Genomic DNA, 26,161 nt, shown 5'->3' on the forward strand with positions numbered 1-26,161 from the left:
TGAATGACCCTCTGCGTTTATCGCGAGCCCTTCGGGTTCACGCCGCGCGTCGAGCGTCACACCGGCACACTGGCGGAGATGGTCGCGCGGATGCATCTGCCCGAGGAGTTCGCAGAGCGGGGCGTGGTCTGCGTCAATGGTCATCCCGTGCCGCGCGGCGTCTGGGCGATGGTGCGCCCCAGGGCGGAAGTGACGGAGGTCACCTTTCATCTGCCGCCGGCGGGTGGTGGGGGTGGCGGCGGCAAGCAGGTGCTTGCCATGGTCGCGGCGATTGCCCTGACGGCAGGCACGGCGGCAATCGCGGGCGGGTCACTTGCGACCGCGGGTGGATGGTTTGCCAAGGGGAGTATATCGGCGCTGGCCTTGGCTTCCGGCACGGCGGCAGTCGGCAGCCTGCTTCTCGGCGCGCTGACGGCCCCGCCCACTTTCGGATCGGCAGATGTGCGCGACACGCCGGAATCCAGTGCCGAGGGCAATGTGCTGGCAGCAAATGGCCCGATCCCCCGCGTCGTCGGGGAGCGGAAAGTCTATCCGCCCTTTGCCGTCGAGCCGTTCCTTTATTTCGACGGACAGGACGAGGTCGTGGAGGCGGTCTACTGCCTCGCCGGGCCGCACCGGCTGCGTGATGTCCGCTTCGGGACCGCGCCGATCCATGAGATGCAGTCCGTCGAGTATCAGACCCGCGAAGGATGGGGGAGCGACGCCGATCAGACGCTTGTCGCGCGGCAGACCAAGACCGAGCAGCTGCAGGCGGAGCTGAAAGGCTACACGACGCAGGAGGACAATCAGAGCGCGCTCGACATCACCGACGGGATCGCATCCGCACTGCCTGTCCCACAGGTCGTGGCCACCCGTATCGCCCCCCATGAGCACTGGCTGCAGCTCGTCTTTCCGGCAGGTCTGAGTCAGGGCGGTGACACCCATGGCGACCAGCATGTGCGCGTGCCGCTGCGGATCAGGGTGCGCCGCGAGGGCACGACGCAATGGCTGAACCTGCCGGAGCTGCACTACGAGGGGGCCTCGCTGCAATCTCTGCGTGCGACGATAAAGCTCGTGTGGGTGCCGACGGCGCGGCCCGCGACGACCCAGCTTGAGGGCTGGCTTGGATGGACGGAGGGGCGCATCGCCAATCCCGCGCAGACCATCGCGCCCGGTTTTCCGTCGTGGCAGGCGCATTCGTGGTTCATCGGCAGCGGCGCGGCGGACTTCCTGAACCCGGCCACGGTGGGCAATACCCGTGTGCGCAATCTTCGGCTGACCCGCTACGACGCCACGGTCTATCTCTCTGCACCGGCATTCCCGCCGGGGCGGTATGAAATCGAGGTCACGCGCGGGGCAGGCTTCAAGCGCTCGGAGTATAACCCCATCACCTATGTCTATCAGGGGGAGGCCGGGAACGGGGTCTATGACCTTTTCAAATATGGCTTGAGCGGCGCGGTGCCGGTCGCACCGCACGGCCTCAATGGCATGTCGGACCGTGTCATGCTCATGCGCTCCGTGTCGATCTGGAACGAGCGGCCCATCCCCAGCGGGTCCGAGTTGGCCATCATTGCGGTGCGGGCGCGGAACCGCCAGCTCGGGCCGCTCTCAGTCGTTGCTGGCGGATATGTCCGCGACTGGGATGGCGGCACATGGGGGCCATACACGGTCACCAGCAACCCGGCCCCGCATCTGCGCGACATCTATGTGGGCTCGCTCAACGCCGCGGCTGTCCCCGCCGGCATCATCGACAATGGGATGATGGTCGGGTTTCGGCAGCACTGCATCGATCACGGCTACACCGTCAATGCGCTCATCGAGGGCCGGTCGATGATCGAGGCAGCGCGCGTCGTGGCGGCCTGCGGCTATGGCCAGCCTTATGTCTCGGAGGTCTGGGGGGTGATCTGGGATCGGGATCGGTCCGACGAGACGCCGGTCCAGATCTTCACGCCGCGCAACACGGCGAATTTCAGCTGGGAGAAGGCATTCCCGACGCTTCCGGACGGCTTTCTGGTCACCTATGCCGACCGCACGCTGGGATATGAGGATCGGCAGATCACCGTGCTGCGGGACGGCGTGACCGTCGCCTCCCGGCTGCTGGAGCAGGTGACCTATGACGGCATCGACACGGAGGCCGCGGCGCGGGAGCGGGCGCTCTTCGACTTGCGGCAGCTGGAGCTGCGTGCGGTCTACTACAAATTCGACGCCCCGGCAGAAGCCATCGTGTGCCGTCGTGGCTCGCTCATCGGCATGCAGCATCACTCCTTTGACGTGGCGACGGCTGCTGGTCGTGTCGTCGCGGTCGATGGCCTGACGCTGCACCTCGATGAGGCCGTCCCGGGCGGCACGGGTCGCAGCATCGCCATCCGGCAGGAGGGCATCGCCTTCGCCGGTCTCGTGGATGGGCCTGACAGTGCCGTGGTGACGCTGACGCATGCCATCCCGGTCGAGCCAGGCGCGCTGTTTACGGCGGGTCCGGGCGAAGCCGGAGCGAAGCGGATGATCGTCTTTGCCGTCGAGCCGCATGCCGACCTGACCGCCACTCTCACCTGTCTCGACGAGGCCCCCGGCCTCTGGGCCTGACCTCCTCCCATCCCGCATGACACCCCGCCTGCGGGGTCTATCGACATGGAGCCCATCAATGGCTGACAAGCGCATTACAGAGCTGACGCCGGTGACGGCAGGCGACACGACCGACGGCGACCAGTTTGCGCTGGCCAGCGCTGCGGGCGGGTCCATCGAGACGCGATCTTTGACGCGGCTGGAAGTCAAGCGGGCGCTGGCGATGGGCGCCGATCCTCTCGCTACGGCTGCGACAGCCGTCTATCTCCAGCAGCAGATCGATGCACTGACCTCTGGAGCGCGGATCGTCGGAGAATGGGACGCGTCCAGCGGGGCATTCCCAAGCACCCGGCCCGATGGCTCGCCGATTCAGCTGGGGGATGCCTGGATCGTCTCGGACGCGGGCACGGTAGATGGTGTCGCATTTGCGGAGGCGGATCGCCTGATCGCGCTCGCGCCGGGCGGGGGCGCGGAATACGATGGCGCTTGGGTCCGGGCGGGCTATGCCGACCTGCTGCAGGACGTGATCGACGGCGCGCAGCCCTACCCGGACAAATCGGCATTCGTGGCGGCGAGTATCCTTGCGCCGATCACGGCGGTGCGCGTCCTCGGGGGGCCGGGCATCCTGACCTACATCCGCGATGCGGCGGGTCAGACGGTGCATTCCGACGGATCGAGGTGGCGGCTTGCCTCTCCGGCACATTATTACAGCGTCGCGGCGCTCGTGGCCGATAGCTATGCTTTCGACCCCGATGACCGGATCACCGTCGGCTTTTCGATGGCTTCGGCCTTTGGCTATCGCGTGGTGGCCAGCGATGCGGACGTGACGACGGCGGGCGGCGTGCTGCTGCGCGTTCTGCCTCGGTCGGACCAGTTCTACCCGGTCGATGCCTTCGCCCCGCCCGCTGACGGGGCTGATTGCTCCGCGGTCGTGCAAAAGGCCATCAACAGGGGCAGGGTGGTGCTGGGGCCGCGGCGCTACCATGTCAGCAATCTTGTCCCCCGCACGTCTATGTATATCAAGGGCGAGGACAGCAGTTTCTCCGGCGGCAGGGCGGGGCTGATCTGCACCGGGGGCGCGGTATTCTCGGATACCGGGGCGACGGAGATCCATGGCGTCACGCTGGAGGATTTCTACACCGATGCTGCCGTGGCAGGCTGCCGCTTCTGGCACAGCCCGTCCACTGCAAAATATACCGGATCGTTCAAGGTCCGGAACGTTGTCGCGTCGTGCAATTTCACCTGCCTATTCACCTGTGTGCCGATTTACTGGCTGATCGATCGATGCAATTTTGGACAGTCCGGCAATCGCATTGGCGGCACTCAGGAATTCCGCATCTTCGAAGCATGGTGCACGAACGGCAATTTCCCTATTAATAATAACGTCGTGCGAGACACAAAGCACTACAACTGCGCGGCAGGCGCTACGTTCGACGCCGCATATACCGTGCGCTGCGGCAGAAGCTGGCTGTTCGTGAATTGCACAGCGGAGAGCTTTCCTTCCGCCTGCATTTTCGACGCCCGCAGCGTCGGACAGGTCGCATGGGTTGATGGATGGATCGAATGGGTCGGACACGCGGCGCTGTTTCGGTGCGCCATCGACAATACAGCCCCTTTTGCGATCAGCGGCTCTCCGATCCGCATCGTCGGCCCGACCATCTACTTTGGCGACGCGACGACGCAGTACCTCGTCCAGAATATCAACGGCGTCGTTTCGCTCCGTGATATCAATATGACCGGCGTCGTGGCGCAGGTGCGCGCCGCAAGCGATCCGCGCCAGATGGTCGAGCCGGTCAATATCTACGGTGCGCAGCCCGCCTTCTTTAATAACCTGCAGCCGCAGGGCCGGAGCTTTCTACAGCGCGTCACCCCGTGGCGGAATGGCGTCACGCAGGACCTCGTCAGCCTCACCTCGACCGGATCGCCGCCGACGAAAGCGGCGGTCGTCTCCGACCTGACCGGGGCCACAACGACGGCGATCACGGCGGGCAACGAGGGGCAGGCGGCGGCGGTGCAAATCCCGCTCGCCCTGATGCAGCCCCTTGAGGGTGGTTATGCCACGTTTGTCCTTGTCGGGCGGTTTCTGTCTTCGCCGCCGACGAACAGCTGGGCGCGCGTCGTGCGGTGGTCAAATCAGGTATCGCCGACCTACGCCAATATCAGCGGCGGTGCAGTGGACCTGGAGCGGATCACCGGCACGCGGCTCGCGGTGTCTGCCGTCGCCAGTTACATCCCTGTCGGTCTGACATCTTACCACATCGGCCTGCAATTCGCTCCCGAGACCAACGGCGCGACATTCCAGATCGAAGGCCTTTACGTGCTCACCGGCGATCAAGTGGTCCAGTACCCCTTCGTCGTCTGACCCCCCCGAAATCCTCATCCTCCACCCGCCTGAAAGGCGGGCTTTTCCATGCGCGGAGATCGCCTCATGACCCGACGTCCCAGATACCTGTCAAATAATCGCCGGCATCCGCGCAAAGGTCGTGGCGTCCCGGCAGATGGCACTGGCCCTCTGCCGGACGTCCTGCCTGAGCTTGTCTTCGGCAACATCGTCTTGGTCGGCAGCGAGATCACCCATGTTCCGGGCGAATGGCCTACGGGAGTCACGGTGGAAGGCGAATACGTGCGCCGGGCGAATGGCGCGGGTGCATGGCTGCCGACCGGCGTCACGTCCGGTCCGTACCTCGCCGCGACTGTCGCTGAGGTGGTGACATGGCGCGAGATCGGCACCGATGCGGAGGGCCGCAAGACCACCGTATATGCCCAGCCGTTCGCGACGGTGTATTCCGAGCCTGTTGTCGTCACCCCCGCGACGCTGACCGGCACGCTCCTGCCCGGGGAGGCCTATACCTCCACCGCCGCCACATTTGCGGGCTATCCGACGCCTGACGCGTCTCACTCCGTGCAGCGTCAACTTGGCACGACGGGGGCGATCGAGACCGTCCCGGTGACGGGGACTTTCGTGGTTGGCTATCGCTATCGTGTGGCGGACCGCGGATGGAGCTTCGCGGGCGAGGTATGGAGTTACAGCCCGTGGACGGATGTGATTTCCGAAGCGGCAGTGGCACCGACTGTCATCCTCTCCCGGACGCCTGCCGGGGCGATCACCGAGGGCGACACGGTCACGCTGACGGCGACGGTAACCGGCGCGCCGACGCCGACGCTGGCTTGGGTGGCGACGTTGGATGGCGATCCGATCACGCTGACCGGGACGGGGACCGAGAGGACAATCGCGGATGCCGGTCCGGGCGATTATGAGGTCACTGTCACCGCCACAAACAGCGCGAATACGGCCAGTGACACCGTGGCGTTCACGGCGGCTGCAGCGAGCACCGAGGTGGCACCTTACGTCATCACCAATCCCGCGATGCCTGCATTGACCGCTGGCGTGGCCGTCACGGCCCCGGCTGCGACGTTCGGCGGCACCCCGAGCCCGACGGCCACGCACAAGATCCAGCGGCGCCTGCCTCCGTCCGGGACTCCAGAGGACGTGGTGACCGGACTGAATTTCACGCCCGCTGCGAATTACCAATACCGCCGGGTCTCCAGCGCCAGCAATGGCGTCGGCTCTCCCGCCGTGGCCGAAAGTCCGTGGTCCGACACCGTCCCGCAGGTGGACTGGGCCTTTTCCGAGTCTGATGGCGTGCTGACGATCCCGGTGCATCCGGGCCAGCCGAATACCCCGAGCGTCACGGACATCACGCCGACAAGCGCTCGGATCGTGCCCGGCACGGCTCCGACCCCCGCTGTGACTCGGATGCTGATGATCCCCAAGGCCGAGTTCGATATTGACCACCCTGAGCTGGCGACGTTTGGGAATGCTCTCGCTTTTGCCGGAAATTCCACTTCCGACCACCTGCCAGGCACCAAGTATAAATTCTGGCGTGAAAGCGCTCCCGTAGAATTCGACACGCTCGCAGCTGTGGAGTTTGTCGATACGTTTTCAACGAATCTCGGGTCTGACCTTGCCGGGCATGTCTCCGAAAGCAACCACACATGGGCCGCGCCATTGTCGTCTGTCGGCATGCGGATCACGACGGGCGGCAGAGTCCGCGGCATCTCGAACCAAGCGACCACCAATATGCAACTGAACGGCTACGAGTTGCCGGCTGCAGGGGGGTATGTCGAAGCCAAAGCCTACGCGATGGGCACAAATCAGGAGGGTCAGGCGGCTGTTCGGAGAGCGGGCGCGCTCGGCTATATTGCTCTCGGAATCGACGCCAGCAATTTCCTGCAGCTGGTATTTCTTGCGGCCAGTGCCGACGCAGGCGGGAGCGCAGCCGATGCCATACAGGTACAGGAGCGGATCGGCGGAACCAGCTTTACGCGGATCGCACACTCTGTCCCCGGCATGGGCGACATCATGGCTGAGCACACGGCGCGGCTCTACATCAATCGAACGACGAAAGCCCTGAGGCTGCTTGTCGAGGGTGTCGAGGTCGCGACAGGGGCATACACCGGCACCTATCCGGCGGGGACGAAGACTGGTGTTCGCTGGGGGGCATCTGCATCGCAAGCGCCGTCGGATGGCAGCGCAATGCAATTCAACGAGTTGTCGGCGGGGGGGCTGTGATGCCGCTTTACCGCTACTGGTCCAGAGATTCCGGCTTGGGTGCAAGCAAGCTGACGGCTTCCACCGCGCTTGCATCGTTGATGGCAAGCACTGGCTATGCCGTGCGCACTCTCAGCGTGACGGCGGGCGAGTATACGACCGCGTCTGGTAATGCGACCGTGCCATTCACGGTCACAAGCTCGTCGGGCATGGTTTCGATCTCCGGCAATATGCCCGCTGGCTCGACCATTGCTTATACCGCAGACCCGCAGCGGCAGGCGGTCATTCGCGTGCCGGCAGGCCGCACGATTGAGATCACATCGAAGACCCCCGCGACGGCCTCGGACGCTTATGGTCGCATCATGCACGGCGCGATGATGAACCCCGGGGTGGCCCCGTCCCCGCAGACCAGCATTGTGAACGGCTTCGATCAGCGGGCCATGACCACTGCCGCCCCCGGGGCTTTCAGCCCAAAGTTCAATGACGATCTGATTCCCGATCTCCCCGCCGTCCTCGGAAACCGGGACAATTACGTCACTGTCGCCTCGCGGCTCACTGTCCCGTCGAACAATCAGAGGTATGGCCTGATTGAGGAATACTTCACCCTGACTGTAACGGAATCTGACCTTCCGGGCGTGGGAGACTACGCCCCCCCTCCGTTCCGGTCGGCGGCAGAGCGCGCGCAAGATGTCACCTATGACGACGATCTGGACGTGGACGCTATCTACGCAGCGCTGCCGAGCATTGATCTGAGCGCGACCGGCCCTTTGACCGAGGACGATCTTGAGGATGCCGTAATCGCCGGGGAGCAATTCGCTTGTCCGCTGCGCGCCATGGCGGACACCGTTTCCACAAATGGCGGCGGCTATGAGGCCATGACGCCGTGGCGCAGCGGTATGGGATCTCCCGACAACCCGCGATGCTATGGACGTTTCCGGTCAAAGCAGGTCGCGGCGATGCTCCCCATCCTCTACGGTAATTCTGCCTCAGTGGCTCTGAAAAAGCGGGCCATCAGGGCCGCATATTCCATGGGAAAGCAATACGACGGAATTCGCACAGGGCCGAATGGTGGCCACTGGACGTGGCACTTCGCCTATGCCGCCTTCTATAGATGGTGCCGTGGCTTGCCGTTGGACGAATTCACGATGGACGACTTGAGAACCGGAAACATTCTCGGCCAGTATTATACGCTGACCCCGGAGATAATCGCCTCCTTCAATACGCCCCACAACAGCGCGACAATGCCGGGGAATTCAATGCTGCGGCCCATTACCAAGATTACCGGGAACAGGGTAGAATTCCTTTCGCCAGAGTCCAAAGTGGCGTATCGGGGATTGGCATTGTGTTCCGCCGATGGAACGCGACGGACGCCTGTCACAGATGATAGCGGCTACAGCGGCCTTAACACGCCAGCGAACAAGCTTGTGGAAATAACTGTCGGCAACGCCTCCGGCTTCTCGGTTGGGGATCAGGTGGCCTTCCTCCCGATCAGGACTTTGGTCCCCGGAGACCCCGAGTGGCACATTCGCGCGGCCTCCATTCCGTCTGCGCCCACAAACGGCGCCAGCCGAAGCGTGGCGATCAATTCTCCCTACCGCAATCAGGGCGTCGGCGGCGACTTCATGCTTTTTGCTCAAGCGCTGGGGATCATGCAGCCGGGGTGGGAAGAAATGAAATCCTACGTCGTGCGCACCACGGATGGGACATACCCAGTCAACGGCGACCCCTATCCCCACATGTTCGAAGGGGCGGGGTTTGCCGAGTCCAATGACGATGATCCGGTCACCACGTGGGGGCTGCGCATTTTCAACACGCTTTGGGACGACGTTCTGTCCCTCATTCCGCAGCCGGGAGCCTGACCCATGCCCACATACAGATACTGGCCCATCGCCGCTGGCTTGGGCGCAAGCAAGCTGACGGCTTCCACGGCCCTTGCATCGCTCATGGCAAGCACTGGCTATGCCGTGCGCGCCCTCCACGAGCAGTCCGGGGAATACACCACGCAGGAGCAAGTCACGCCGCCGTCGCGCGTCATTACTGCCTATCTGTCGCAGTCGGAGCCGGTGAGCTGCACGGAGACGGGCCGGTTTTACCAGATCCTCACGCCGCCAGACCCAACGCGCGCTGGCAGCCTCGTCGTCATACAGCGTAACGGTGCAAATGAAACTGTCGCGTCATCATCAACCACGACAGCAATCACGGCGATGAACAAGCAGCAGGTTAATCCCTCGATGCTGATCCTCGCCAATGCGCTCGAGTATATCACCCCCGGCGTGGACTATGCATTTGTCGAGCTGGGCGAGGCGGGAACGGGGCGCACGGAGCTGGTGAACGACAGCAAAGCCGGTCGGCAGTGGCATTTCACTGCCGACATGGTTGCGGATTGCGTCGCAGAATTCGGTCGTCTACCCGATAGGATTGGCGAATTCTGGTATGCCAACGATCAGAGCGCCGAACCATATTGGCTTCGGGCGTTCTCACCGCTTTATTACGGCCAGCTTGAGAATGGGGCGGCTTTCGCTCTGCACAACAAAAACCCAGACTTGGCAGGCGATAGCAAGCTCAAAGATGTGATCTTTGACCATTGCCTCTGGGATTTCGAGGAAAGTAATCCTGCGGAAGTCGGTCGCGGGCTTTTCTCTCGCACCATGCCGTTCGATCTCGCGCCTCATTGTCCGTGGGGGAAGGATATCAACTTCCAGCTTGGCATCGACAAGTTTGCGCACGACAGCCGGTTCCAGGCGCTGGGGGGGGTCTACGGGCCTCCAGCCAGCCAGTGGTATACTCAGGACATGGCGCACCCGGGGAAAGACCATTGGGCCGGAATAGGGGAGGCGGCACTTATGTTCTTCCTCCCCACAATGCTCCGGTCTGCTGGTGTTGATGTCGTGCCGCCGAAAATGGGTGATCTTTACGTCGCGCCGGGCGGGGCCTATGCCGAAGTCGCATTGACGGAAGGCAATGGCGGGTATCTTTCGACCAAGGCCGCGATCCATGGCATGACGCCAGATCAGGACTGGCTGGACAATGCCCCGGAATTTCAGGAGGTGATGGGCTTCGGCATCCTGCGGGCCGGAGACCCGGGGAATCTCGCCTATTACATCTGCCGGCCCGGCGTTGGAACCGGTATCGACGAGAAATACCGAGGGACCGTGACGCTCGTCGGAGGAAAAATTCGCTTTACGCCGACGATCCCGTTTCAGACGGGCGATATCATCTTCCCGCAACGGTCCCCTCCGGCGGCGCAGACAACCGTCGGATACTATCGCCAAGATTATACCCGATATTCATTTTGGGATAAGAGCATGATTCGCATGTGGTATCCCATTGAGCACGTTCCGGAGTGGTATGACCCGGAAGCGACTTGGGGGCTGGCGGGATGGGAAATCAATTTGTGGCAAGAAGGGTGGAAGGTGGGCGAGATAGAACCTGCGGCTCACTTCACGCTCACCGGGGCCGGGCCTGTGTTCAGGGATACCGCCGACGTGCCTGCAAGCACAACCAAGGTTCGGCATAAGATTGTCATTCGCGTGCCTTACGAGGCGGCATTCGCCAATTCAAGTCGGTGCCTTTTTGGTATCGTCGCCAACGGATTCGACATTGATTATCACGAGCCGACCGATTCAATGTCTATTCTCAAAATCGAGGATACCACTGGGTCGGCGGACTTGTCTCCATCGCCCAAACCAAGCTTGGGGCGGCTCCACCGCAATATCTGGAATACGCTGGAGTTCTATGTTGATCTGGCAGAGGTCTACTCTGGGGCCACGGGTGTCTTTGCGTGCCGATTCAATGGAGGGTTGTGGCAGAAGTTTTCGCTCTCTAGCCCCGGCAATGGGGCGTTCGCGACCGGGCGGAGGCTTCACATGTATGGGGTGCCCAATTCCACCGGCAGAAGGATGGGCGCGGGGGTGCAGATCGCTGAGCATACCGTCTGGCTAACCACCGGCGGAGTTGAGACGGAGCGAATGAGGGTGGCGGGCAGCGCCGCAACGGTCAACGCATCCGTCTATAAAGACCCCTCTTCGGGCAACGCGGTCTAGCGTTTCCTCCGGCGCAGGCCGAACAGTGCTGCCGCTCCGCCTATCAGGAGAGGGGCGGCGGCAGGAAGGGGAACGGGAGCGGGTAGCACGTCTGGGACAAGGGCGCCGAGGACAAATCTTATCCGCTCTTGACCATCGGCGATGCCAATGAGCCTTTCTCCATATGGAGGTGGATAACCGGGATCGTTATAGGCTGTATACTCACATCCGAACCAACACCAACTCTTGAGTTCGGCGTGTCGAGCCCATGCCCCCACACTCAAGTTACTCCATTCGGGAGCAAAGAACTGATAGGTTTCTTGCCTGCCCACCCAATGGTCTAGGCTTCCGGCTTTACCAAAGTCGAAGTTCGCGAACGAGAAACGCCCTACAGCTTTGGTAGTTACGAAGACTGTCTTCCAGCCGTCATCGCTCCAAAAGCTTATGTCTGCGCCTGCTTGGGCCTCATTCTCGTTCGGTGGCGGTGTGAACCCCTTCGCCGTTCCGTAGTATGTGATGGCCTCAGCCTGCCCAGCTATCCCAAGGCAAGCCGCAGCCGCCAGCGCAAACGCTCTCATCGTCAAATCCCCCGAAGTTAACCAACGCGGTCACGGTGCCGTGAGGGCGTCGATTCGGGCAAGCATAATCTTCAATAAGATCAGAGGTCCGCATGATTGTTGTGAGACGCTTGAGCGATGGGATTGTTGCTCATTTCCCTATCCGTTTCAGCGAATGGCTGATGTTGTTTCCAGCCGTGGCAATGGGCGTCGCTCTTCGCTTCCAGCAGGACATGTTCAGCCTTACGCCGTCATTCGTCGCGGTTGCGCGATGGGGAGATGAGGCTTTCTGGGCGGTGCTCCTGCTGAGCTGCGGGGCAATGCGGCTTCTCGCTCTGATTGTAAACGGCACCTTCGCCGGCTTCAGGTGGTCGCCGCACCTTCGCGCGCTGGCAAGCGTCTTCGGGGCGCTCACCTGGGCGCAATTCGCCGTCGGCATCCTGAGTGCCGCTGTTTTCGAAGGTGGAACATGGTCGGGGGTCGTCATGTATACGACGATGCTGCTGGCCGAGATCGTCAATCTCGCCCGTGCGTCCGGCGATATCCAGGCTGGTCGGGGTGCGGATCGTGAATCTCGCTGAACTTGATCTTGAGAAGGCGGCGAACGCCCTGATGGTGCTGATCCTTGGTCTTGCCGCAGCTTTCGGATGGAATCGCGCCAAGAGAGGGCCCGCACGACCGGAGGAAATCGTCGAGGTTTCCGCGGCGCTCGTTAGCGACAGGTCTGCGCGCGAGATCATCGACGCGCTGGACCGAAACACCGAAGCGCTCGAGCGCAACAGCGAGACCGCGGAGGACATGCGGGATGAAATCCGCGATGTCACCCGGTCCATGTCGTCCCTCGCCGTAGAACTGGCTCGCAAGAGGTAGGAGCACCCCACATGACAGACCCCTGGAAGGGCGCCGCGCATCGCGCGAGCGCCGACGATTTCGTGCGTGCAGCCGAGCGGATCGGCTGCGAGCTGGCGGCGATCCGTGCTGTCTGGCAGGTGGAGGCGTCAGGCCGCGCGTTTCGCGCCGACGGCACGCTCGAGCGGCGCTTTGAGCCGCATAAGCTGCGGATGCCAATTGGCGACTATCGGTCGAGCCTGAAGCTGTCGGCAGCGGGCCGGGAGAGGCTCTTCCGCGCCGCTTACGCCCGCGATCCTGAGGATGCGATGCGTGCCACCAGCTGGGGCGCGCCGCAGATCATGGGCTTCAATGCCGGCGCGGCAGGCTACATCACCGCGCTCGGCATGGTGCGTGCGATGGCGGCGAGCGAGGCGGAGCAGCTCGCGGCTTTCGTCACCCTCATCCTGTCCTGGGGCCTCGATGCCGCGCTGCGGGCTCATGACTGGCGGGCTTTTGCGGCGCGTTATAATGGATCGGGCAATGTCGCTGAGTACGCCGCGCGGATCGAGACCGCCTATCAGCAGCTGTCGGGCCGGGCCTCGCCGGTGGTGCTGCGCGCCGGTGCGCGGGGAGAGGCCGTCCGTCGGCTGCAGGTGGCGCTTGGGTTGGATTCGGACGGCGCTTTCGGGCCGGAGACAGAGGCGGCGGTCCGCCGCTTTCAGGCGCAGTCGGCACTGCCGGTCGACGGGGTCGTGGGTGCGCGGACCTGGGCAGAGCTGGAGCGCCGGCGCGATGCGTCGCCGATCCGGCAGCCCGCGCGCGAGGATCGCGTGGCGCAGATCACCAAGGTAAGCGCTGCCGCAGGCGGGCTGGCATCGGCTGTCGCCGCGATCGGCGACGCGCTGCCCGAGTCGACGCTCAACATCCTCATCGGTGGCGGGATGCTGCTGGCGCTGATCGGTGTCGCTGTCTGGGCATTCCAGAAGAGCAGGGGGGTCGCGTGATGGTCATTGTCTACACTACGCCGGGCTGCCAGCCCTGCCGCGCGACCAAGCGGGCGCTCCAGCAGCGCGGTATCGCCTTTGAGGAGATCGACCTCACGCAGGATGCCGCCGCGCTGGCGCTGGTGCGCTCCTGGGGCTACCAGTCCGCGCCGGTGGTCTACCTCGGTCCCGATCACCACTGGCATGGCTATCGCCCAGACCTGATCGCGGGGCTGACATGACATGACATGGCTGCTCTCCACCCGCATCGGTCGGGCGCTCGCCGCGCTCGGCGGGCTTATCGTGGCGCTGCTGATCGCGTTTGCCTCTGGCAAGCGGGAGGGTCGGCGCGACGCGCGCGCCGATCGGCTGCAGGACTATCAGGACACACGCAGGAGGATCGACGATGCGGACGTATCTCGCGGCAATGCTGATGACGACGCTCGCTGGCTGCGCGACAGGTCGCAGCGGTGAGGCGGTCTGCGACGGGACGGAGGCGTCCCGGACGGCGCTTGCTGCCGCGCTGGTGGCGGACGGCGGGCCACAGAGCCGCGCGGCGGGGCGTGACCTGATCGCCCATGTGGATGCGGGGTGCCGCTAAAATACGTCTAGTGCAGAGATTTCATGAGAAATTCTCTCGCGAGGCTTGGGGCCTGCTTCCCCTCCTCTCTCGCGATCAATCGCAGCTTATCGTATTCCTCAGCAGTGAGTCTGATTTTCAGAACGACGCCCCTCCGCACCGGCGCGCGTCGGGTGGCTTTCGGGGCCAGCATGGCAATCTGATCCCGAACCGGCCGCAGATCATCGCCGACAACCGCGCGTCGCAGCAGTGTAATGGTCATCTCTTCCACAGGGACAGATCGCGTCGTCACCCTGCCGTCTTCGCCGACATCCGCAATATCAAATCCGTCGTCGATGAGACGGCGCTGAGTGGAGAGCGGCATATTCGTCATCTGCTTGATCAGCGTCGCCTGCCCCGCGCACCTTACGACGACGTCTGGCAGCAGACGACGATTGGCGATTAGAGGCAGATAGGTAAACAGGCCTCCTCCGCGCAGCGCGGATAAATCTGCGCCGCGGCGCTCTAACTCGCTCCATATCGCGGCCAGGCGCGATAAAGTACGGGCCGTGACGCCGATGGCCTCCGCCATTTCCCTTTGTAGCTCCTCGGTGCTGATTCCGCTGAGGTCGGGCAGGGGCTCATCGCCAGCAAGGACGATCTCACTCATCGGTATTCTCCATCATTTTTAGCAGGAGCGCCGCATCTGCCATCATCTGGGAGGACGCTCTCCGGGCGCGGTATTTCTTCTGGGATGCCCTCGCATGTGACCGCCAGACCTCCAGGCGCTCCGGCGACAGGTTGCGTAGCCATTCCTCGAATTTCGCCCGGTATTTTTCCGGGTCTGCGGCATAAAGCTCCCGCTGTCTCGCATTGCGAGCCGCGCGATCTTCGCCTGTCATCTCCATACGGCGCTGTCGCGCGCGCTCCCGATCCGCCTCCTGCAATGACATCAGGAGAAGGGGATTTTCTCTCGCGAGTTTGATGCGATACCCCGGTGTTCGCCGTCGCGGGCCGCGTGCAGCACTGAGGCGCGTAGCGATTTCCTGATTCTTGAGGCGACGGTAGATGAGTCTGCATTCGTCATCACCACAGGTGGCGGTCGATCCCGGCTTGAGGTATGCCGCGCCGCAGATCGCGCAATGGCGTGCACGGCATGCATCGCACGCTCGTACCGCGCGCGGGTCCTTGTCAGGCACTGTCAGCCGATTCTGCGCGCAGATCGTGGTGGTCCCGCAGTCGCATTTGCACTGCCACCACCTGCCCGCTCTGTCAGGTCTTTCGACAAGCACGACTGCTGTCAAGCGCCCGAATCTGATGCCCGTCAGATCACGAGGGGCAGGCATCAGCTCCGCGCCGACCGCTTTTCAATGACCTCTACGAGCGCGCCCCCGCACGCTTGATTCAGCATCTTAATCGTCTCCTCAGAGCCGACATGAGCCTGTATCTCATCGATAGTCAGCGCCAGAATCGCCGCCGCGACTTCTGCTGGATGCCACCCCGCGCTGACCGCTATATCCCGCAGCCGTGTCAGCTCAGGCTCTATTGCATGGACGCAAGCGGAATCGCGATCCTGCATATCGCTTGATCCCGGCGGGGGGGCGATGTGGGCAAGCGCCCGGATTTTTTCCGCAGCCCACGGCGCAACGGCATCATCTGCTATCCACCGCGAGACCGTCTTTCGATTGACATCAAGCGCGCTTGCGATCCGACCTTTCCATGCAGCCCCGAAAAGGAGCGCCCCATGGCGCTCCAGTTCCTTGCGTGTCATTGAGCGATCATTCTCCATCGATGATCCACACCCCTTTTCCGTTGGGTTCATAGCCTTGGACGACGGGACCATCTTCGGCGTCATAGAAGTCGATGTTGTGAATGGTTTTGAAGCCAGCCATGGTGATGGCATCTTCACGATTAGCGGCTTCGCCGATGATCTCGCCAGCATAGATGGCAACATAATGGGTCATTTCTCTGTCTCCTTGGACCTCCGGGCCGGAACCATTCCCTTGCCCTGTAAATACAATATGGGACATTATGGGACATTGCGCAAGAGGAAAATGCGCTTCGAGTTTCTTTTTTTCTCGCGTGGAGGCGGATTTTTCCGTCTATGGCAGAATCGCAGATGTTCTGCGAATGTTCTTGTATGCCAACCACGCCCTCGACCAACAAATTCCACAATCGCAACATGTCCGACGCCGCCAGCTCGGGCCTGTTGATGACGGTCTATTGTGGTGGGTGCCGCCGCACTGTCCATTACTGGGCGGTCGATCTGGTGCAGGTCGTGGGCGCTTTTCATGAGGCGCATGTCGCACCATGGCCGTGCTCCCGGTGCCGATCGATGGAGTACATGACAATGCGGGGGAGGCTCCCCGCCGCGAGCGAGCTGCAGGGCTTGACCGTGCGACGCCCGGTCCGTCAGATCGTCAAATGGATCTGGAGGGATGAGCCAGCCTGATGTGCAATCTTTACAGCAGCACGCGTCCGCAAGAGGCCATGCGACGGCTTTTCCCCGCGCTGACCTATCGGATCGGCAATCTCCCACCTCTCACCGGCATCTATCCCGATCAGCAGGCCCCGGTAGTGCGCCAGGATGGCCCGGACCTTGTGCTGCAGATGGCCCGGTGGGGTCTGCCGTCACCGCCGCAGTTCCATACCAAATCTGGGATCGATCGCGGCGTGACGAACGTCCGCAATACAGCCTCGCCGCATTGGCGGCGCTGGCTCGTCCCTGAGTACCGGTGCCTTGTGCCACTGACGAGCTTTGCGGAGCCGCGCGGAGCTGGCGTCGGGAATGCCTGGTTTCGACCCAAGGACGACGCACCTGCCTTCTTCGCCGGTATTTTTGTGCCGAGCTGGACAAGCGTCCGTAAGCTCAAGGATGGCCCCACAACGGACGACCTCTACGGGTTTCTGACCTGCGCGCCCAACGCCGAGGTAGGGGCCGTGCATCCTAAGGCAATGCCGGCGATTCTTACCGACCCTGAGGAGTGGGATACATGGCTCTCGGCATCCTGGTCGGAGGCAAGAGCGCTTCAGCGACCGCTACCCGACGGCTCGCTCGCGATTGATGAGACCCCGACGTGATACACACACGCGGCGGAGCCAAAAATGCCCGTCGCGTGCGCTCTCGGCATCCAACTACCTATGATCACAAACAGAAAAGTCCAAATTGTGGATCTGGGGGTCCCCCGTTCGAGCCGGGGAGGCGGTACCACCGAACCAGCAATATGATTGAGTTTTCTGTCTGGCTTGGAAGCGGGCGGAGAACTTTCTTCCAACCTGTCAGGTCGGGTCTTTTCCCACAGTGCGCCGCATCTGGACGACCTTGGCTGTGTGGTCGGATTTCTCCCGTTTATATCCCTTGTCGCGTGATCGGATGCTTGGGAGTTTCATGGGGCGCCTTTGATGCGCTTGTCTTGCTTGCATCAGTGATGGCGCGGGCCTCGGTGAGGCAGCTCACGGTCCGCGGTGCAAACCCAAGCCTTTCGCCAATCGCGATGGAGAGTTAGCGACCGATATCGGCCTTGATCCGGTTTTGCTGCCACTTGCCACGCCCAGACTCCCGCTGCTTGCCTCAGGTGCCTTCGAAAGTGGAGATACAGCCCTTGCAACGGCATTTCGGACCATGCTGCTTGCGGGCGGTTTTCCTGCAACGGCGGCTCTGCGAGGCCCGTTGTCGATCCGCTCTTGTCGTGGGCGCAGGCGCGCTATCCTTTGCGTAGTCCTGACGTGCTACGCACAGACGCCGGGGTGTTGGGGGTGCAGGGTGGAGAGCTGCTCTGCGCCCCCGTGTTTGGCCAGTCTCCCGTATTCGGCAAATCCCCCGTGTTCGCCAGATCACTGCCCGAGCGGAGGCACATACAGGCAGCGCGCGCGATTCGCGACGACGCAGAGGTGAAAGTCCTCATCCTGGCTCTTCTGAAGTGTCCGGCTGTTATACGGGATCACGGCGTGGAACGGTGCATCCATGAGGGGATACTGGCCGGCCCTCAGGTCGATTTCCCATCCGTCCTTGGTGGCGTGAACCGCAGAGGCGGGGATCGGCGCGCAATCCTGCCCGGAGCAGCAATACGCGCTGTACCAGCTATGAGCGAGCGCGGGCGACGGGGCAAGAAGAGCAGCGCACAGGATCAGGCGGGAAAGCTTCATCGCACATTCCTTCCACGTAGCGGACCCTCCAGCGGCAGGAGCCGGACAGGTCTGGGGACTTCGGCGAGGACGGGTAGAAGCAGCAGCGAAACGGCGTGTGGCGGGCGAGTGCCACTGCGAAAGTGTAGGCCGGTTCCGAACCTTAGCGAGGGGGAAGCGCCTCTTACGTTGCGATTGAGCGAAAAAAGGCCATGCGCCCGTCGCGCATGGCCTGATAAACCGGCAATGACCGCTGATGCTACTGAAGGTAGCTCATCGGATCGACACTCTCGTATCCGTTGCGCACTTCGAAATGCAGGAAGGACGGGTTGCCCTGTCGCACGGTCGCAATGGCCTGCCCACGGGTGACGGCGGAGCCTTTCGCCACCTTGATGCCATCGATATTGGCATAGACTGTGAGCAGGTTGTTGGCGTGGCGAATGACGAGGATCGGCACCTGATCGGTATCCTGAGTGATCGCTGCAACCGTGCCGTCGGTCGCGGCGTGGACGGCGGCTCCTGCGGCGGCGGCGATGTCGATCCCTTCATTCTTCCCGCGCGCATAGGGGCGGATGATGCTCCCCTCCACCGGCATGGCGAGCCGGGCGGAGGAGGCAGGTGTCCGCTGTGCGCCGAGGTTCGGTGAGGCGGGCGTGGCCGCAGCGATTTCCTCGTTGGTCTTGGTGTTTTTCTCCGGCAGCGGGGTCGCGGCGCTCGGCGGCGTCGGGGTGGGGGAGCCGGTGCCCGGCTGATTGGCCGCCGGCTGCGCGGGAGCGGGGCCGGTCGCGACGGGGATCATCAGAAACTGGCCGTCCCGCACGGTCATCTGGGCGTCCAGCCCATTCCATTCCGCCAGAGAGCGGGCGGAGACGTTGTAGAGCCGCGCGATCGAATAGGCGGTCTCCCCGCGCTTGACCTGATGGCGGACCGGCTCTGTCCGGCTGGCGGAGGCCGCGGGCGGCGCGCTGCCCACATTGGCGGAACTTGCGCTCTGGCTGGTCGCAGGCGTTCTCCGCACCGTGCCGGAGGTTTCTGCGCGTTCGATCGCACCGGAGGCAAGCGTCGTCACATCGACTGGCGCGGTCGCGATCGACCCGCTGGAGATACCGCTCGTATCGGAGGAGAAGCCGGAGTCCGCCGTCATCGTCATGGGCTCACTCACGCGACGGGGCAATGCCAGCACCTCGCCTTCCCGAAGGCCGGTTTCGCTGGGAAGCGCGTTGTAGGAGGCCAGTTCGCCTGCCGGGATGCCCACCCGCTGCGCGATGCTGCCGACAGTGTCGCCGCGCCGGGCCACAGCCACCTGATATGTCGGATAGGAGATGACGCCCCGCCCATCCGGTTGCGGACGGTTGGCGGTCGGCTGGCGCGCGGCTTCGGATGTGTCGAGATTGGTGGGAATGACGCCCCGCATGTCCCAGTCGAGCGGTCGCCCGCAGGCCCCCACGATGGCAAGCGCTGCGCAGGCAAGCGCGATCCGGCGCAACGGTCGCTGAGCGGAACGGAAAGGCATCACTGTCATCCTCTTCAGTTTCCCGACGGGGCCGTCTGTGCGACCCTTGCGTCCGGCATCATTCCTGGCCGAGCCCCTCCACGAGCGGCACGAACCGCACGGAGCGAAGCTCTTCGTAATGCACGCCTTCTGCCGTGCGCGTGACCTTGATCAGGCTCTGCACCGCGTCCGACTGGCCGACGGGGAGCACCATGATACCCCCCTCGCGCAATTGGGCCAAGAGGGGGCCGGGCGGATCTTCTGCCGCAGCCGTGACGAGGATGCGGTCGAACGGCGCCTGCTCCGGCAACCCGTGGGATCCGTCGGCGGTAAAGGCGGTAATGTTGTGCAGGCCGAGTTGCTGGAACGTTGCCTCTGCCTGCCGGACGAGCCTGCGATGCCGGTCGATCGTATAGACGCGGCGGACAAGCTGCGACAGGATCGCGGCCTGATAGCCGGAGCCGGTCCCGACCTCCAGCACCTTGTCGCGCGGGCCGGCTTCCAGCGCCTGCGTCATCAGGCCGACGATGGAGGGCTGGGAGATGGTCTGGCCGCAGGCGATGGGCAGGGGTGTGTCGTCATAGGCGCGTTCGGCAAAGACACCGGTGACAAAGCTGCCCCTGTCGATCCTTTCCATCGCCGCCAGCACGCGCGTATCCGTCACCCCGCGGGATCGTAGGGTGAAGAGAAAGCGCATCTTTCGTTCGGAGAGCTCGTCCTCCGTCATCGTTCAGGAGGCGAAACGTGCGCGCAGCGTTTCCACCGCGTCGTGAGCGGTCAGATCGGCGCGGAGCGGGGTGATGGAAATGTAATCATCGAGGTTGGCTGCAACGTCGCTGCCTTCTTCGGTCCGCAGGTGCTGCGGCCCGCCCTTGATCCACAGGAAGCGCCGCCCGGTCGGGGAGATCGTCGCCTCCGCCGTGAAAAGGCCCTCTCCGCGAAAACCCTGTCTGGTGATCCGGCTTCCCTTCACATCGGCCGAGCCGATGGGCGGGAAGTTGACGTTGTAGAACAGCCGGTAGCCCACCCCGTCCCACAGACCCTTCTCCAGCAGGTCGCCGACGACGCCCGCCCCGAATTCGGCTGCCGCATCGAACGGATCGGCAAGGTCGCGCGTCCGCGGCCCGAGGAATTGCGAAAGCGCAATCGCCTTCACCCCCTGCAAAGCCGCTTCCATCGCGCCGCCCAGGGTGCCGGAGTAGAGCGTGTTCTCTGCCGCGTTGTTGCCGCTGTTCACACCCGACAGCACCAGATCAGGCTTGGCGCCGTCCATCACGTCGTGGATCGCTGCCAGAACGCAGTCGGCTGGGGAGCCTTCGGCGGCGTAGGTGCGCTCCGCGAGACGGGCGATCATCATGGGACGGGTGTAGGAAATGCAATGGCCGACGCCGGATTGTTCAAAGGCGGGGGCGACGACCCAGACCTCCCCCTTCGGCCCTGCGACCCTGTTGGCGATGGCGATGGCAACCTTCAAGCCCGGCGCGTTGATCCCGTCGTCGTTCGTCACAAGAATTCGCATGTCACCGTCCCCTTATTCCGCTCCTGATTAGAGCAGGGGAGGCGTCAGGTAAAGCGAACGGTCAGGCGCGCTGCTTCTGGCGCCACACCCCCCAGGCGCCGGTGATCGCGGCAGAGGCGACCGCCCCCGTGGCGCACCCCACCATCCAGATCGGCAACGCGCGACCCGGATCACCTGTGAGCATGATGTGAAGGGCCAGCATCAGCAGGCCGAAGAGGCTTCCGAAAACCGCATGTCCCGCCATTCCGTCCCCCTTGTCGCATTGGCGCATGCGGCCCGGATGACAGACGGGCAGGGATGCGCGATTCGATTGCGAAGTCGGAAGAAAGACGCTCAGACGGGAAAAAAGTTCCCGCTTGCGCCGAAAATGTCACAGAACGGCGGAAAGCCGGGCAGCTTCGGAAAGTTCGGAGGTGAGGAGGGATCGATCCTCCCCCGGGAAGAACCGCGCCCGTGTGGCGGTCGGCATGGGCGCGGGCGTTTCCACCAGCACGCGGGGGCCGATCTTCACCGCTTCCGCCTGCCAGCTCCGGGCAAGGGAAATCTGCCCCGCCTTGGTCGCGCCGTAGGCACCGAAGAACTTTTCCCCCGCATGGGGATCGTCGAAGAACAGCGCCGTGCCACGCTCCGCCGCGCGGAGCAGCGGCTCTACCATGCCGATCAGCATGCCGGTGGCGCGCAGGTTCACGGCGAGGGAACGATCCCAGTCCTTGGTGTCGAGATGCCCCGCAGGGGTCAGCGGGGCCGCATGGATCGCCGCATGGACCCAGAGATCGACCTTGCCCCAGCGTTCGAAGATCGACAGGCACATCTGCCGCATCGCATCGTCGTTGGTGATGTCCATGGGAGCGAGCGTCGCCGCGCCGCCCTTTTGCTGGATACGGTCGTCCAGCTCCTCCAGCCCGCCGATGGTGCGGGCGACGGCGACGATGTGATAGTCACCCGCGAGAGCTTCCGCCATCGCGGCACCAAGACCGCGGGAGGCGCCTGTCACCAAGGCAATCTTCGTCATTCGGCGGCGGTCTTCATCTGAAAGCCCTTCTCCACCATATCGGCGGGGAACACGGGGTAATCGCCTGAGAAACAGGCATCGCAATACTGGGGTTGCGCCTTGTCGCGGCCCGCGGCCTCTCCTGCTGCACGGTAGAGACCGTCAAGGGAGATGAAGCGGAGCGAATCCACGCCGAGATAATCCCGCATCTCGTCCTCCGTCATGTGGGAGGCGAGAAGCTTGTCCCGATCCGGCGTATCGACGCCGTAGAAGCAGGGCCAGGCGGTGGGTGGAGAGGCGATACGGAAATGCACCTCCGCGGCACCGGCGTCGAGGATCATCTCCTTGATCTTGCGGCTGGTGGTGCCGCGGACGACGGAATCGTCCACCAATATCACCCGCTTGCCCTTGATGAGCGCGCGGTTGACGTTGAGCTTCAGGCGAACGCCCATGTTGCGGATCTGCTCGGTGGGTTCGATGAAGGTCCGGCCCATGTACTGGTTGCGGATGATGCCCATGGCATAGGGAATACCGCTTTCCTGGCTGAACCCGATCGCGGCGGGGGTGCCGCTGTCGGGCACCGGGCAGACCAGATCGGCCTCCACCGGAGCCTCGCGCGCCAGCTCAACGCCGATCTGCCGGCGCGTCTCATAGACCGAGCGGCCGCCGAGGATGGAGTCGGGGCGCGAGAAATACACATGCTCGAAGATGCAGAACCGCGGCTTCATCGGCGCGAAGGGGCGGAAGCTCTCGATCACGCCGCTGTCGGAGATGACGATCATCTCGCCCGCTTCGACTTCGCGAATGAACTCCGCCCCGATGATGTCGAGCCCGCAGGTCTCCGAAGACAGCGCCCAGCCGTCGCCGATCCGGCCCAGAACCAGCGGTCGCACGCCCAGCGGGTCGCGCACGCCGATCAGCTTCGTCCGCGTCATGGCGATGACGGAGAACGCCCCCTCCACCCGGCGGAGCGCGTCCTTCATCCGCTCGGGGATGTCCCGTTGGATGGAGCGCGCCATCAGGTGGATGATGCATTCGCTGTCGGAGGAGGACTGGAAGATGGAGCCGCGCTCGATCAGTTCCCGGCGCAGCTGTGCGGCATTCGTCAGGTTGCCGTTATGCGCTATGGCCGCGCCGCCCATGGAAAACTCGCCGAAGAACGGCTGCACGTCCCGGATGGCCGTGTTGCCCTTCGAACCGGCGGTGGAATAGCGCACATGCCCGATGCCGATGGAACCGGGCAGCGTCTTCATCACCTCGGCATCGGTGAAGTTGTCGCGCACGTAGCCGAATCGGCGGGCGGAGTTGAAACCGGTCGCGGGATCATGCGTCACGATCCCGCCCGCCTCCTGTCCGCGGTGCTGGAGGGCGTGCATGCCGAGGGCGACAAAATTGGCTGCATCGGTCACACCGATGACACCAAATATGCCGCATTCTTCTTTCAGCTTATCGTCGTCGAACGGATGGCTGTGCTGCTCGTCGCGCATGGCGCGTCCTCCGAATCCGGGGCGGGGGGAACGTCGTGCCCCACATAGTAACTCGGGACGCCGAAGTCATCCCCCTGAAAGTGCACAGCCGGTCTTCAGTTCTGCGCAGGGGTCGCGGGAAGATCAGGCGTGACGACCGGCGCGCCGCAGCTCCCGACCAACTGCTCATAGCGCGAGACGATCCAGCCCGGCGCATCCGCGGGGATCGACCGGTCGATATTCCCCTGCACGGAGGAGAAAATCTGCGCGGAACGGGAGTTGTCCACCATCGGGATCGACGTGCCCGACATCGCACGATCATAGACCACGAAGGCCACCGCCACGAGCAGCAGACCCCTGAGAACCCCGAAGAAGAATCCCAGCCCTTGATCCAGCCCGCCGAGCGCCGAGCGCTGCACGACCCCGGAGAACAGCGGCGTGAACAGCGAGGCCAGCACCAGCGCCACCGCGAAGACCGCGGCAAAGGCGGCGATCAGCGACAGTTCGCAACTGTCGGCGAGAAACTTGTTCAGGCCGGGGATTTCGCGAATCAGCGGTTCCGCAGCGGGGGCGAAGATGTAGGCGAGGATCGCCGCCACGATCCAGCCCGCGATGGCCATCGCCTCCCGCACGAAACCGCGCGAATAGGCGAGAAGCGCCGAGACGACGATGACGGCGGCCACGACCGCGTCGATGATGGTGAAGCCCTGCATCTGTCCCTGCTCCGCTGTCGTCTATCCTGCGCCGAACGTCTCGCCCACAAAGGCGGCGAGATCGGCGAAACCGCGCAGCCCGTCATCCCCTTCGGGGCTTTCTACGCTGCGGGCGGGCGCGATGGCTCGTGAAAAACCAAGTTTCCGCGCTTCTTTCAACCTGTTTTCCGTCTGGGACACCGGCCGGAGCGCGCCGGAGAGGCTGATCTCTCCGAAAACCACGGTCTCCGGGGGCAGCGCCGCATCCTCCCGCGCGGAAAGAAGCGCCGCCGCCACGGCCAGATCCGCGGCCGGTTCGGAGATTCGCAGCCCGCCCGCGACGTTCAGATAGACGTCCAGCCCGCCGAAGGGGATGCCGCAGCGCGCCTCCAGCACGGCGAGGATCATGGCGAGCCGCCCTCCGTCCCAGCCGACGACGCTGCGCCGCGCGCTTCCGGGGGGCGAGGGGGCGACGAGCGCCTGTATCTCCACCAGCAGGGGCCGCGTTCCCTCGATCCCCGCGAAGACGACAGAGCCGGGGCTGGGCCGCTCCCGTTCCGACAGGAACAGGGCGGAGGGATTGGCGACTTCCGCCAGACCGGTGCCGGTCATCTCGAACACGCCGATCTCGTCCGAGGGGCCGAAGCGGTTCTTGACCGCGCGGAGAATGCGGAACTGATGCCCGCGCTCGCCCTCGAAATAGAGCACGGTATCGACCATGTGCTCCACCACGCGGGGGCCGGCGATCTGCCCTTCCTTGGTGACATGGCCCACGATGATGACGGCGGTGTTGCGCCGCTTGGCGAAGGTGACGAGCTCATGCGCCGCCGCCCGAACCTGCGCCACCGAACCGGGAGCGCTCTCGACCGTATCGGACCACATGGTCTGGATCGAATCGACGATGACGAGGTCGGGCTTCTCCGCCTCCAGCGTCGCGATGATGTCGCGGAGCGCGGTTTCGGCGGCCAGCCGGAGCGGCGCGCCGCCAAGTCCCAGCCGCTCCGCCCGCATCCTGACCTGCGCGGGCGCTTCCTCGCCCGTGACATAGATGACCGAGAGGCCCGCTTGCGCGAAACTGGCGGCGGCCTGAAGCAGCAGGGTGGACTTGCCGATACCGGGATCGCCCCCCACCAGCACGGCGGAAGCCGGGACCAGGCCGCCGCCCAGCACCCGGTCAAGCTCCCCCATGCCGGAGGCGGTGCGGGCGGGCGGAGGCTCCCGCGCGGCAAGGTCGCCCAGGGGCACCATGCGGCCGCGAAGCTTGCCCAGCCCTTTCGGCGCGGCGGAAAGCGGTGCCTCCTCCACGATGGTGTTCCACGCGCCGCAGGCGTCGCAGCGGCCCGACCATTTGGAATAGGTCGCACCGCAGGCGGTGCAGGCGAAGGTGGGGGAGGGGGCGCGGGCCATGCTCCCTTCTGCCCGACCCCCGTGCCGCCTTCAAGCCCGTCCGGGCCCCGCGGTGGCTCTGCGGTGCCTGCGACCCCGAGTGCTTGGGTTGGCGGAACAGGTGCCATGGGAGCCGGCTGCGTTAAAAGGCCGCTGAAACAGTCCGAACTGTCATGCCGTGCGCCGGAAATCGGAAAATCGGCCCGGGAATGCCACCGGATTGATTTCCGGCTGTATTTCGCCTGATTGGGAAGAATCTCCGCTCCAACGCAGACCAAAAAGCCCTTTTAAATCGCCTGCGAGAGGACGTTTCCGGTCGGGGGGCGTTTCAGCGGGCGGGCTTTTCGGGCAGGAGGCATTTCCGCCAGGCACGTTTCCGGCGGGCTGTCGCGTATCAGACTTCCGGCCTGCTTGCCGCAGGGCGCGTCTGGGCATAAACGGGAGC

At 63.9% G+C, this 26,161-nt stretch carries 26 protein-coding genes; 12 read left to right on the top strand and 14 right to left on the bottom strand.

What is annotated here, in order from left to right; genetic code table 11:
* Positions 1-3: 3 nt before the first annotated feature.
* The 5 genes from CDV49_RS08305 to CDV49_RS08325 all read left to right on the top strand — a co-directional run bounded on the left by CDV49_RS08305 (position 4) and on the right by CDV49_RS08325 (position 11,136).
* Entirely contained in the window at positions 4-2,562 is a 2,559-nt protein-coding gene (locus CDV49_RS08305; RefSeq protein ID WP_088215087.1) for a hypothetical protein, read from the top strand.
* Between the two features lie 58 nt (positions 2,563-2,620).
* On the top strand, positions 2,621-4,903 hold the full coding sequence (locus CDV49_RS08310; protein WP_088215088.1) for a hypothetical protein: 2,283 nt from the start codon (positions 2,621-2,623) through the stop codon (positions 4,901-4,903).
* Positions 4,904-4,969: 66 nt separating this feature from the next.
* On the top strand, positions 4,970-7,114 hold the full coding sequence (locus CDV49_RS08315; protein ID WP_143413141.1) for a hypothetical protein: 2,145 nt from the start codon (positions 4,970-4,972) through the stop codon (positions 7,112-7,114).
* Positions 7,114-8,952, top strand: a complete 1,839-nt coding sequence (locus CDV49_RS08320) for a hypothetical protein (protein ID WP_088215090.1) — start codon at positions 7,114-7,116, stop codon at positions 8,950-8,952. The genes CDV49_RS08315 and CDV49_RS08320 overlap by 1 nt, the downstream gene beginning before the upstream one ends.
* 3 nt (positions 8,953-8,955) lie before the next feature.
* A complete protein-coding gene (locus CDV49_RS08325; RefSeq protein ID WP_088215091.1) occupies positions 8,956-11,136 on the top strand; it encodes a hypothetical protein in 2,181 nt (726 codons plus the stop codon).
* Here CDV49_RS08325 and CDV49_RS21075 read toward each other — a convergent pair.
* Positions 11,133-11,693, bottom strand: a complete 561-nt coding sequence (locus CDV49_RS21075) for a VPLPA-CTERM sorting domain-containing protein (protein WP_143413142.1) — start codon at positions 11,691-11,693, stop codon at positions 11,133-11,135. The two genes, CDV49_RS08325 and CDV49_RS21075, sit on opposite strands and share 4 nt — an antisense overlap.
* 92 nt (positions 11,694-11,785) lie before the next feature.
* Here CDV49_RS21075 and CDV49_RS08330 point away from each other — a divergent pair, with 92 nt between their 5' ends.
* From CDV49_RS08330 to CDV49_RS20445, 6 genes are read left to right on the top strand one after another with little or no spacing between them, the layout of a single operon-like run.
* Positions 11,786-12,253: a hypothetical protein gene (locus CDV49_RS08330; RefSeq protein ID WP_088215092.1), complete on the top strand. Its 468-nt coding sequence runs from the start codon at positions 11,786-11,788 to the stop codon at positions 12,251-12,253.
* Positions 12,240-12,542: a hypothetical protein gene (locus CDV49_RS08335; RefSeq protein WP_088215093.1), complete on the top strand. Its 303-nt coding sequence runs from the start codon at positions 12,240-12,242 to the stop codon at positions 12,540-12,542. The genes CDV49_RS08330 and CDV49_RS08335 overlap by 14 nt, the downstream gene beginning before the upstream one ends.
* Before the next feature lie 11 nt (positions 12,543-12,553).
* Positions 12,554-13,507, top strand: a complete 954-nt coding sequence (locus tag CDV49_RS08340) for an N-acetylmuramidase domain-containing protein (RefSeq protein ID WP_088215094.1) — start codon at positions 12,554-12,556, stop codon at positions 13,505-13,507.
* A complete protein-coding gene (locus CDV49_RS08345; RefSeq protein WP_306424939.1) occupies positions 13,507-13,728 on the top strand; it encodes a glutaredoxin family protein in 222 nt (73 codons plus the stop codon). Before CDV49_RS08340 ends, CDV49_RS08345 begins: the two co-directional genes overlap by 1 nt.
* A 1-nt stretch (position 13,729) precedes the next feature.
* On the top strand, positions 13,730-13,960 hold the full coding sequence (locus CDV49_RS08350) for a hypothetical protein (RefSeq protein ID WP_088215096.1): 231 nt from the start codon (positions 13,730-13,732) through the stop codon (positions 13,958-13,960).
* The gene (locus CDV49_RS20445; protein WP_179209149.1) at positions 13,920-14,087 is read left to right on the top strand and encodes a hypothetical protein; all 168 of its coding nucleotides are present in this window, start codon (positions 13,920-13,922) and stop codon (positions 14,085-14,087) included. Before CDV49_RS08350 ends, CDV49_RS20445 begins: the two co-directional genes overlap by 41 nt.
* Before the next feature lie 7 nt (positions 14,088-14,094).
* Here CDV49_RS20445 and CDV49_RS08355 read toward each other — a convergent pair whose 3' ends face one another.
* The 4 genes from CDV49_RS08355 to CDV49_RS08370 all read right to left on the bottom strand — a co-directional run bounded on the left by CDV49_RS08355 (position 14,095) and on the right by CDV49_RS08370 (position 16,009).
* Complete coding sequence (locus tag CDV49_RS08355) at positions 14,095-14,715, bottom strand: hypothetical protein (RefSeq protein ID WP_088215097.1); 621 nt, start codon at positions 14,713-14,715, stop codon at positions 14,095-14,097.
* Entirely contained in the window at positions 14,708-15,244 is a 537-nt protein-coding gene (locus CDV49_RS20140) for a hypothetical protein (RefSeq protein WP_143413143.1), read from the bottom strand. The genes CDV49_RS08355 and CDV49_RS20140 overlap by 8 nt, the downstream gene beginning before the upstream one ends.
* Before the next feature lie 146 nt (positions 15,245-15,390).
* Complete coding sequence (locus CDV49_RS08365; protein ID WP_088215099.1) at positions 15,391-15,816, bottom strand: hypothetical protein; 426 nt, start codon at positions 15,814-15,816, stop codon at positions 15,391-15,393.
* 7 nt (positions 15,817-15,823) lie between these two features.
* Positions 15,824-16,009 (bottom strand): hypothetical protein, encoded by a 186-nt coding sequence (locus CDV49_RS08370; RefSeq protein ID WP_088215100.1) that lies wholly within the window; start codon positions 16,007-16,009, stop codon positions 15,824-15,826.
* A 487-nt stretch (positions 16,010-16,496) separates the two neighbouring features.
* On the opposite strand from CDV49_RS08370, the gene CDV49_RS08380 reads away from it, so the two are divergent.
* The gene (locus CDV49_RS08380; RefSeq protein ID WP_088215102.1) at positions 16,497-17,126 is read left to right on the top strand and encodes an SOS response-associated peptidase; all 630 of its coding nucleotides are present in this window, start codon (positions 16,497-16,499) and stop codon (positions 17,124-17,126) included.
* A 753-nt stretch (positions 17,127-17,879) separates the two neighbouring features.
* Here CDV49_RS08380 and CDV49_RS08385 read toward each other — a convergent pair.
* The 9 genes from CDV49_RS08385 to radA form a co-directional block, all read right to left on the bottom strand.
* The gene (locus CDV49_RS08385; RefSeq protein ID WP_088215103.1) at positions 17,880-18,191 is read right to left on the bottom strand and encodes a hypothetical protein; all 312 of its coding nucleotides are present in this window, start codon (positions 18,189-18,191) and stop codon (positions 17,880-17,882) included.
* Between the two features lie 238 nt (positions 18,192-18,429).
* Positions 18,430-19,683, bottom strand: a complete 1,254-nt coding sequence (locus CDV49_RS08390) for a peptidoglycan DD-metalloendopeptidase family protein (RefSeq protein WP_256947280.1) — start codon at positions 19,681-19,683, stop codon at positions 18,430-18,432.
* A 58-nt stretch (positions 19,684-19,741) separates the two neighbouring features.
* A complete protein-coding gene (locus tag CDV49_RS08395; RefSeq protein WP_088215105.1) occupies positions 19,742-20,389 on the bottom strand; it encodes a protein-L-isoaspartate(D-aspartate) O-methyltransferase in 648 nt (215 codons plus the stop codon).
* Positions 20,390-20,392: 3 nt separating this feature from the next.
* A complete protein-coding gene (surE, locus tag CDV49_RS08400; RefSeq protein WP_088215106.1) occupies positions 20,393-21,181 on the bottom strand; it encodes a 5'/3'-nucleotidase SurE in 789 nt (262 codons plus the stop codon).
* Between the two features lie 61 nt (positions 21,182-21,242).
* On the bottom strand, positions 21,243-21,425 hold the full coding sequence (locus tag CDV49_RS08405; RefSeq protein WP_088215107.1) for a hypothetical protein: 183 nt from the start codon (positions 21,423-21,425) through the stop codon (positions 21,243-21,245).
* A 126-nt stretch (positions 21,426-21,551) separates the two neighbouring features.
* Positions 21,552-22,193, bottom strand: a complete 642-nt coding sequence (locus CDV49_RS08410) for an SDR family NAD(P)-dependent oxidoreductase (RefSeq protein ID WP_088215108.1) — start codon at positions 22,191-22,193, stop codon at positions 21,552-21,554.
* The gene (purF, locus tag CDV49_RS08415) at positions 22,190-23,659 is read right to left on the bottom strand and encodes an amidophosphoribosyltransferase (protein ID WP_088215109.1); all 1,470 of its coding nucleotides are present in this window, start codon (positions 23,657-23,659) and stop codon (positions 22,190-22,192) included. The genes CDV49_RS08410 and purF overlap by 4 nt, the downstream gene beginning before the upstream one ends.
* A gap of 95 nt (positions 23,660-23,754) precedes the next feature.
* A complete protein-coding gene (locus CDV49_RS08420) occupies positions 23,755-24,351 on the bottom strand; it encodes a CvpA family protein (RefSeq protein ID WP_088215110.1) in 597 nt (198 codons plus the stop codon).
* 21 nt (positions 24,352-24,372) lie between these two features.
* Positions 24,373-25,737, bottom strand: a complete 1,365-nt coding sequence (radA, locus tag CDV49_RS08425; RefSeq protein ID WP_088215111.1) for a DNA repair protein RadA — start codon at positions 25,735-25,737, stop codon at positions 24,373-24,375.
* Positions 25,738-26,161: the final 424 nt, after the last annotated feature.

Origin of the sequence: Haematobacter genomosp. 1 (assembly GCF_002196855.1) — a bacterium.
In the GTDB taxonomy this organism is placed as follows: Bacteria; Pseudomonadota; Alphaproteobacteria; order Rhodobacterales; family Rhodobacteraceae; genus Haematobacter.

What these genes read in the sequence shown, in the direction of transcription:
- CDV49_RS08330 (WP_088215092.1), top strand. Translation starts at nt 11,786, where the DNA reads ATGATTGTTGTGAGACGCTTGAGCGATGGGATTGTTGCTCATTTCCCT.
- CDV49_RS08420 (WP_088215110.1), bottom strand. Translation starts at nt 24,351, where the DNA reads ATGCAGGGCTTCACCATCATCGACGCGGTCGTGGCCGCCGTCATCGTC.
- CDV49_RS08355 (WP_088215097.1), bottom strand. Translation starts at nt 14,715, where the DNA reads ATGAGTGAGATCGTCCTTGCTGGCGATGAGCCCCTGCCCGACCTCAGC.
- radA (WP_088215111.1), bottom strand. Translation starts at nt 25,737, where the DNA reads ATGGCCCGCGCCCCCTCCCCCACCTTCGCCTGCACCGCCTGCGGTGCG.
- CDV49_RS08380 (WP_088215102.1), top strand. Translation starts at nt 16,497, where the DNA reads ATGTGCAATCTTTACAGCAGCACGCGTCCGCAAGAGGCCATGCGACGG.
- CDV49_RS08405 (WP_088215107.1), bottom strand. Translation starts at nt 21,425, where the DNA reads ATGGCGGGACATGCGGTTTTCGGAAGCCTCTTCGGCCTGCTGATGCTG.
- CDV49_RS08365 (WP_088215099.1), bottom strand. Translation starts at nt 15,816, where the DNA reads ATGACACGCAAGGAACTGGAGCGCCATGGGGCGCTCCTTTTCGGGGCT.
- CDV49_RS08385 (WP_088215103.1), bottom strand. Translation starts at nt 18,191, where the DNA reads ATGAAGCTTTCCCGCCTGATCCTGTGCGCTGCTCTTCTTGCCCCGTCG.
- surE (WP_088215106.1), bottom strand. Translation starts at nt 21,181, where the DNA reads ATGCGAATTCTTGTGACGAACGACGACGGGATCAACGCGCCGGGCTTG.
- CDV49_RS08390 (WP_256947280.1), bottom strand. Translation starts at nt 19,683, where the DNA reads ATGCCTTTCCGTTCCGCTCAGCGACCGTTGCGCCGGATCGCGCTTGCC.
- CDV49_RS20445 (WP_179209149.1), top strand. Translation starts at nt 13,920, where the DNA reads ATGACGACGCTCGCTGGCTGCGCGACAGGTCGCAGCGGTGAGGCGGTC.
- CDV49_RS21075 (WP_143413142.1), bottom strand. Translation starts at nt 11,693, where the DNA reads ATGAGAGCGTTTGCGCTGGCGGCTGCGGCTTGCCTTGGGATAGCTGGG.
- CDV49_RS08325 (WP_088215091.1), top strand. Translation starts at nt 8,956, where the DNA reads ATGCCCACATACAGATACTGGCCCATCGCCGCTGGCTTGGGCGCAAGC.
- CDV49_RS08340 (WP_088215094.1), top strand. Translation starts at nt 12,554, where the DNA reads ATGACAGACCCCTGGAAGGGCGCCGCGCATCGCGCGAGCGCCGACGAT.
- CDV49_RS08410 (WP_088215108.1), bottom strand. Translation starts at nt 22,193, where the DNA reads ATGACGAAGATTGCCTTGGTGACAGGCGCCTCCCGCGGTCTTGGTGCC.
- CDV49_RS08350 (WP_088215096.1), top strand. Translation starts at nt 13,730, where the DNA reads ATGACATGGCTGCTCTCCACCCGCATCGGTCGGGCGCTCGCCGCGCTC.
- CDV49_RS08345 (WP_306424939.1), top strand. Translation starts at nt 13,507, where the DNA reads ATGGTCATTGTCTACACTACGCCGGGCTGCCAGCCCTGCCGCGCGACC.
- CDV49_RS08370 (WP_088215100.1), bottom strand. Translation starts at nt 16,009, where the DNA reads ATGACCCATTATGTTGCCATCTATGCTGGCGAGATCATCGGCGAAGCC.
- CDV49_RS08395 (WP_088215105.1), bottom strand. Translation starts at nt 20,389, where the DNA reads ATGACGGAGGACGAGCTCTCCGAACGAAAGATGCGCTTTCTCTTCACC.
- CDV49_RS08310 (WP_088215088.1), top strand. Translation starts at nt 2,621, where the DNA reads ATGGCTGACAAGCGCATTACAGAGCTGACGCCGGTGACGGCAGGCGAC.
- purF (WP_088215109.1), bottom strand. Translation starts at nt 23,659, where the DNA reads ATGCGCGACGAGCAGCACAGCCATCCGTTCGACGACGATAAGCTGAAA.
- CDV49_RS08315 (WP_143413141.1), top strand. Translation starts at nt 4,970, where the DNA reads ATGACCCGACGTCCCAGATACCTGTCAAATAATCGCCGGCATCCGCGC.
- CDV49_RS08305 (WP_088215087.1), top strand. Translation starts at nt 4, where the DNA reads ATGACCCTCTGCGTTTATCGCGAGCCCTTCGGGTTCACGCCGCGCGTC.
- CDV49_RS08320 (WP_088215090.1), top strand. Translation starts at nt 7,114, where the DNA reads ATGCCGCTTTACCGCTACTGGTCCAGAGATTCCGGCTTGGGTGCAAGC.